Origin of the sequence: Idiomarina sp. UBA4206, assembly GCF_002383015.1 — a bacterium.
Taxonomy (GTDB): Bacteria; Pseudomonadota; Gammaproteobacteria; order Enterobacterales; family Alteromonadaceae; genus Idiomarina; species Idiomarina abyssalis.
This window is the reverse complement of sequence record NZ_DFTS01000031.1, coordinates 1-6976: the sequence shown is the minus strand read 5'-3', so window position 1 is coordinate 6976 and position 6976 is coordinate 1. Positions and strand designations below refer to the sequence as shown.

The 6976-nt window shown below is 48.4% G+C and carries 6 protein-coding genes; 4 read left to right on the top strand and 2 right to left on the bottom strand.

Annotated features, from left to right (window positions below; translation table 11 throughout):
- The first annotated feature begins 336 nt into the window (after window positions 1–336).
- The 4 genes from B3180_RS06450 to B3180_RS06435 all read left to right on the top strand — a co-directional run bounded on the left by B3180_RS06450 (window position 337) and on the right by B3180_RS06435 (window position 3615).
- The gene (locus B3180_RS06450; protein WP_286843621.1) at window positions 337–903 is read left to right on the top strand and encodes an RNA polymerase sigma factor; all 567 of its coding nucleotides are present in this window, start codon (window positions 337–339) and stop codon (window positions 901–903) included.
- Window positions 885–1604 carry an anti-sigma factor gene (locus B3180_RS06445; protein ID WP_286843620.1) on the top strand — a complete coding sequence of 240 codons (720 nt, stop codon included), beginning with the start codon at window positions 885–887 and terminating at the stop codon, window positions 1602–1604. The genes B3180_RS06450 and B3180_RS06445 overlap by 19 nt, the downstream gene beginning before the upstream one ends.
- 122 nt (window positions 1605–1726) lie before the next feature.
- Complete coding sequence (locus B3180_RS06440; RefSeq protein WP_286843618.1) at window positions 1727–2368, top strand: leucine-rich repeat domain-containing protein; 642 nt, start codon at window positions 1727–1729, stop codon at window positions 2366–2368.
- 35 nt (window positions 2369–2403) lie between these two features.
- Window positions 2404–3615: a hypothetical protein gene (locus B3180_RS06435; protein WP_286843617.1), complete on the top strand. Its 1212-nt coding sequence runs from the start codon at window positions 2404–2406 to the stop codon at window positions 3613–3615.
- A 67-nt stretch (window positions 3616–3682) separates the two neighbouring features.
- Here the strand turns inward: B3180_RS06435 and B3180_RS06430 are convergent, their stop codons facing one another.
- The gene (locus B3180_RS06430; protein WP_286843616.1) at window positions 3683–5863 is read right to left on the bottom strand and encodes a hypothetical protein; all 2181 of its coding nucleotides are present in this window, start codon (window positions 5861–5863) and stop codon (window positions 3683–3685) included.
- 161 nt (window positions 5864–6024) lie between these two features.
- Window positions 6025–6867: a hypothetical protein gene (locus tag B3180_RS06425; protein ID WP_286843614.1), complete on the bottom strand. Its 843-nt coding sequence runs from the start codon at window positions 6865–6867 to the stop codon at window positions 6025–6027.
- Window positions 6868–6976: the final 109 nt, after the last annotated feature.

Genomic DNA, 6976 nt, shown 5'->3' with positions numbered 1-6976 from the left:
GAGCAGCGAGCGCAAAGAGCACGCCGGTACAGCGATTGAGTTTAAACATAGCGAATACCTTTATCTTATTTATTAGCGGTAATAGTGAAAAACACTTGTGTCTGAGGTAGACAATTGTGTTGTAGCGACTGCGGCCTGCCACCAGCTTATACTCCCCAAATCGCCAAACCCGGTCGCACCAGTTTGAGCAGAAAACCTGAAGTGGTGCGCACTAAACCTGAAATGGCGCGTAGAAAACCTGAAGTGGCACGTAAAGTTTGATATGACATCTGCAACTTTTTGGCTATTAATTCGTAAATTGGATCAAATACACAGAGTAAGGAACAAATCCCGCCGATGACTCCCCCGACTGAAAATCCCGATGATGAATTGATCAACCTCATCGCCCGTTGCGCCCTGCGCGACCAAGCCGCGCTCAAAGCGCTATTTGAGCGAGTTGGACCCTACTTGAATGCGCTCGCTTGGCGCATCCTCAAATCTAAAGAGTTAAGCAATGAGGTGTTACAGGAGGCGTTTTTACAGATTTGGAATAACGCCGCCAGTTACCGCCCGCATCTCGCTAAGCCATTGACCTGGATGGCCAGTAGGACGCGTTATCGAGCGCTGGATAGGCTTGATAAAGAGATGCGAAACAACAGTAATACGCGTGCTATTAATGAAGAGGAAGACTTTCCGGGTGGCGATGAACCTGAACACAGTGTCGGCGCCAGCCAGCTCAGGTTTCATCTGCACCAGTGCCGGACTACCTTGGGCGATAACATTAAACGCAGTATTGAATTGGCCTATTTGCGGGGATACTCGCGTGAAGAAATTGCCCAAACACTATCGACCAATACCAATACTGTTAAATCCTGGCTGCATCGCGGCGCTGAGAGGTTAAGGCTATGTCTGGAAGCCAAATAACAACTGCAAGCCCAAATGAGCCGCAGCTGGCATTTGATTATGTCACTGGTGTCATGCGCGGCGGCGAGCGCAAACGGTTTGCTCAGCGGCTGGTTAACGATCTGGAGTTACGGGCGCAGGTGAATTACTGGGAAGAGGAATTGATGCGATTAAGTGATAGGGAGCAAGCATTAAAACCGGCAGACAATACTTGGGGCAACATCAGCGCGCGCCTTAATCGCACTTCTACGCTGCAACCCGTCTTCTGGTTGCGGTGGTTCTGGCAGGGAGCGAGTGCCTTTAGCCTTGTGGAATTCGCTTTGTTTGTTTGGGTACTGAGCGAGCGCCCTTTGTTGCCCAATGCTGATTATGTAGCAGTACTCACCGATGAACGTGGCGCACCAAGCCTGACGGTGCTTACGGCTGCGGGTGGCGAACAGCTGTGGCTGAAATGGGGTGTAGTAGAGATTGCACCGGACATGGATCTCCAGCTCTGGGCGATATCCAAACGCGATGGACAAATCCGCCCACTGGGTGTGTTTTCTGCAACGGATGCTGTGGACTTATCGCTCAGTGTTGCGCAATTGCGTTTAATTAAGGATGCATCGCATTTGCTTCTGACCGAGGAAGATGTGGGCGGGTCCCCTCTGGACGAACCCAGCGAAATCATTATTGCCAAGGGAGTTTGTGTGTTGCTGGCGACAACAGAAAAATCAATTTAGGGATCTGTTTCACAACAGTCCCTGCACTAGCTCTTATAATGCGCCGCCTCAACTTGCATCTGCCGTAAAAGGCAAATGCAATAAAAGCGGCGCATTTTTTTATGCAAGGAAAGGGGCTGAGCATGATTAAAAAATTATTTTCATTAGCGATTGTCTTGTTCGTATCTGGGCAATCGGCGCAGGCGTTAGATTTAACTTTTGCTGACCACAATTTAACCGACTGTGTGCGGGATATCATCAGTAAAAAACAATGGCAAGCGTTGGACCAAATCACCAGCATTGAATGTCACTCCAAAAAAATTACATCGCTCGCGGGTATAGAGCAGCTGGTAAAACTGCAAAAGTTATCGCTTTATAACAATAATCTCACTCAGGTAGAACTGGGTAATCTTCCCGACTTACGCCATCTTAATCTCGCCAAAAATCAAATTACTCAGATAAGGCTTGCACAGCTGCCCGCATTGGCAGAGCTGTATCTGTTTGGCAATCGGCTGGAACACTTTCGTGTGCAGCAATTGCCTGCACTTAAACTGCTAAAAATTAATGACAATAGAATTTTAACCTTCACCTATCAGGATCTGCCTGCGCTGCAAAAAATCTATATGTTTAACAATCTCATGGAGCATGTGGATATTTACCACCTGCCCGCGATGACTTATATGGATGCACGCCAGAACCCCATGCCCGATCCACTCTATGAAGAGATGGACAAAATAACGGGCGTCACCTTTTTGCATGATGGCAACGCCGAAGATTGGCAATAGTGGCCAACATTAATTCATCAGGAAGAGTAGCAACAATGAAGCAGATTTTTTTACCGGTTTTAATCAGCAGCTTGGTCGCCGCAGATGCGATAGCAGAAACAACACATACATGGGATTGGGGCAGCCGCGTGCGCTATGCCAATGTGGATGCGAATAATAGCGGCCAATCGGCATCGCTCTTATTGCGCGGCAATGTGCAGTCGCAGTGGCATGAAATCTTTGCGACCTTTGTAGAAGTGGATTCAGTGAGCAGCAGGTTTAAAGACGATCACAGTGACGGTGTGCGTTTTAACGGGCAGCCATTGCTGCAGGACCCGCCAGGCACCGAATTTAATCAAGCCTTTGCAATCCTCAATACTGATCAGTTTTTGTTGCACCTTGGGCGTCAGCGTATCAATTTAGACAACCAACGTTTTGTGGGTGGCAATGGTTTTTGGCAAAATGAACAAACCTTTGATGCACTTTTTAGCCAATTTAAATTGGCGAGCAATTCACGTTTTACTTACAGCTACATCGCTAATGCCAATCGCATTTTTGGTGAAGATGCGGATAAAAATAATCCTGGTCGCGGCCCTTTACCGAGTGGCATAACCCCGCCGCGCCCTGCGGCCAATTATGGCGATCACCAACAGCACACACATTTAACGCATGTGGAATGGAATGAGTGGGATTACACCCGCGTGACTGCCTACGCACATCGCATTGACAATCTGGATATGCCCGCAGCGTCTAACGCGACTTACGGTGCAAGTGTTAGTGTGAATTATAAAATTGATCGCGTGAAATACCGTGTGCAATTAGAAGCTGCACAGCAGGATAGATTTAAATTGGGACACGACCATCTGCCTTATTATTTAATTGATGCAGGTGTCGGTGTTGAAACGGTGGAATTTATCGCCCGCTATGAAGTGCTCGGTGAAAGTGACGGAGCAGCATTTATTACCCCACTGGGATCGAACCACAAATTTGAAGGTTGGGCCGGCGTGATTGGCAATACACCCAACACCGGAGTGCGTACTGCATCAATAGGGGTGCTTTGGCGCGCATCGCCAATTCGTTTGGAAACTCACTATTTATTTTTCAAAGATGATGTGCGCGGCCACGCGATAGGCGAGGAGTGGGATTTGGATATTGCGTTCAGGCCTATCCGTAAACACAATTTATCATTGCGGATTGCACACTTTGAACCGGACAATAATTCGGGAGCAATTCGAAAAGTATTTTTGGATTACGCTTACAATTTGTAGCTATTTTGTTTGAATAACCCACCACTCTGTCAGTGGTGGGGTAATTTTTAGTGATTGGTTTTAACGACTAATTGTTGGGTATGAAGCGCATATTGTCGATGGCGAGACCGTGGATTTTAGCACCGTTTATTCCCGATGCTTCTTGTACTAAGAAACGCAAGCTGACCTCGCCGCTAATAGACAGTTTAACCCGACCAAAGCTATATCCATCTTTTTTGTACAGGGTTCCCTGCTGTGCTGCCTGGCCGAGGAAAGAGGGGCCAATGGGGGTGAGTTTGTCGCTAATTTTAAAATCAAACATCAATTGGCCACTTACGCCATTGGGTATTTCCAGGAGCGCCCCGTAGCTGCGCGCGATAAATACATGGATGTCATCGCCTTTGCAGAGTTTAGTATTGGTGTGATACGAGTAACGCCCCGCATCCCCCTCGGTTTTAAGCTGGTTGCCAAGCCCAGCTATGCTACCGCTGAGGGGCGAACAATCACTCAACCGGTCATAAAGGCGCGCCGCATTAAAAGGAATTATTTGTTGGCTATTCTCAAAGTCTTGATAGATAGCGCCCGGAATTTTAGCGTCGTAACTGACTGAGATGTCATCTACTTCAAATGTGCCGGGGAATTGGTATTGGCCGTTAAAATAGCTAATCCGATTTGCGCGCATCATAAAACTAAGGTTGTTCACGTTGGAACTGCTGAGGTTCTCCGTGAACTTTAAAAAGGAATCGCTGGTGCCCGGCGTACTCTGGCCATTGGAGACGGCGCGGGTTAGTACAACACTTTTTGCCGAGTTACGTGCATATAAAGTAAGGTCATTACCAGCGCCACCTGTTCTGTGGGTCAATAACTCTACTTTGTTGATCTTGGGGGCGCGGCTAAAGTCATCCATTTTGGCGAGCACAAAGCCCTGCGTACTGTTAAGCGACTTGCTCTTTAATACACTGCGGCGATTGTTGACGCCGGTAATTGAATCTGCAGTGGTAATGGTTTGGCTGTTGATACCATTGAGCGTGAATATTTCTCCACCCGAGAGCAAGGTTTCCAAATCGAGATTGTTGTGTCCCAAGTGGACATCTTCAAACATCATGCTGTTGGCTTGCAGAGCGCTTTGGAAATCAATTAAATGCGGCATCTTGTAGCAATTGGTATTACCGCTATAACGCTCCATATCATGAGCGACATATTCCATATGACGACGCAAATTGGCGGCATTTACTTCCGCATGGGGCATGTCGCCATCAATACAGGTGTTAACCATTAGGCTGGGGTCTAACACCACGTCAGATGACATATGGCAGCTGCGGCAATAGTTTTTAGTGACTGTGTGATAGAGGTTTTTGTCATTGTCTGAGGTGTTAAAGGGGGCTGGGGTATAAGTGTCAACCATAATTGGGTTGGCATCGGTAATGGCCGGAGTATAGGAGCCCTCCAGATATTGCCATATCTGTTTATTGGCGGCTGAGCCCTGTCCGTAGGTGGCTTTTTCGGCTTTATGAACCAGCTTGTTCATCTGATCTAACACCGGGCGCGCGGCCTCGCGTTTTTCGGCGCTGGCAAATTCAAACGAGAAAGTGTCAAACGGCAAAAAATGGGCGTTGGTGATATTGATTTGATTCGGGTCGTTCGGGTTGGTGAGGGTGCCACCATGACACGCTATACACAGGCCAGGTTGTTCCTGTCCATTGCTGTTATCCAACGCAATTTTTAAGTTGGTAACTAACTTGCCACCATTGCTTTGGGAGTCAAATACAAAAAAACGCACCTTGTTACGCGCTGCATTAGGGTGGTATTCCATGGCCACGGACGCAAATTCTTTGCTAGGGTTGGTGGGTGAGGTCGCGCGCTCCAACTCGGCAAAAGCGTGGGCGGCACCGCCACCAATTTTTCCATAGTTAGACACGAAGCACGCCATGGCGCCAGTGCCACGCGTCGCTTCCAATTGTGGTTGGGCTACGCAATTCATATCGCGCCCCAGACCGAGATCGCCGGAGTTGAAATACTGGGCGTTGAGGGTGTTGCCTGCGGTAAATCCATTGAACTGTTTCCATTTACTCAGGGTAAATGTGGCCGGTGTTTCTCCGCTATAACTTTGGGTAACGACTGCATTCAGATAATTGTTGAGCGCGGTCGTGCCATTGTAGGTATTGTTGGGTAAGTCTCGTTTTAAAAAGGTATTTTGTGGATCATAAAAATCGGCTGAGGCATTAAATGCCAGCAGCGCGCCTGCAAGTAGTAAGGTGTGTTTCAACATGACGTAATCCTTTTTGAAAATAATGTGTAGTAGTAAGTAACTCGCGTAAAAAGCAAAAAATCAGCTAACCCTCACGGTAATGCCGTGAGCGTTAGCTGAAAAAGGGACAACAAAATAAAAGCTGTCTGACGGTAATTTTCCATTTCCGTAATTGTTATTTCCTAGTAGCCATAACCCGCAGATGAACTGCTGTAGGTGTATGAAGAGGCCGTGGATGAAGATGCTGGCGCTGAACTGCTAGCTGCTTTTACTGCGGTGGTCGCCAGTGACCAGTTGGTAATTTCGCCCTTGATTTCGCCTGCGGCATTATCGCCAGCGTAGAAGTACAAAGGATGGCCGTTATACGCCCATTGCTTACTGCTATCGCTGCGTGTGATCACCGAAAAATCGCCCGCGCTTTGCGCTTCGGCGGCTGCGTACAAGGGTGGCCAGTTACCGATACACGTAGCGCCACAATTGCTTTGGTCGGCGGTGTCTTTGGCGAAGGTATAAAGAGTGAAACCGGATTTACTTTGATCCGCCATCCCCTGGCTGTTGAGGAGATAACCTTTTCCAATCAAAAACTCGCCCTTGGCTGCATCATTCTGCAGGCTCACCGGAATCGGGCGCGCTAGCTGCCAGTTGGACAGTGCCTTGCCGTTGGTTTGGCCGGCGGCAGTGTCACTTTTGAAAAAATACAGCGGCATGCCATGGTAAGCCCATTGGCGGCTGGTGGTGGTAGACCCCAAACTGCGTTCGATAATCGAGTAGGGATGGTTGGCCTCGTCATTGGCACCAGCGAGCAGCGGTGGCCAGTTGGCCAGACAAGTACCGGAGCAATTAGATACACCCTTGCCGTCCTTGGCGAAGGTGTAGAGTGCGAATCCATCGCGATCATTCCATTGTTCCTTGAAACTGGTGTTACCTGAATCTTCGGGTAGTGCTAATACAACTTCATCTTTGGCGACCAGATAGTTGCCATCGGTGTTATTTACCGCAGTATCTACCCATGCTACCGGTGGCATGGCTGCCGCGCTGGATGCGATAGAGCTTGAAGAGAATGAACTGGAAAGTGATGAGTTGACTAAACTGGAACTGCTGCTGGCTGGTGCGATAGAACTGCTGCTAGCGGGC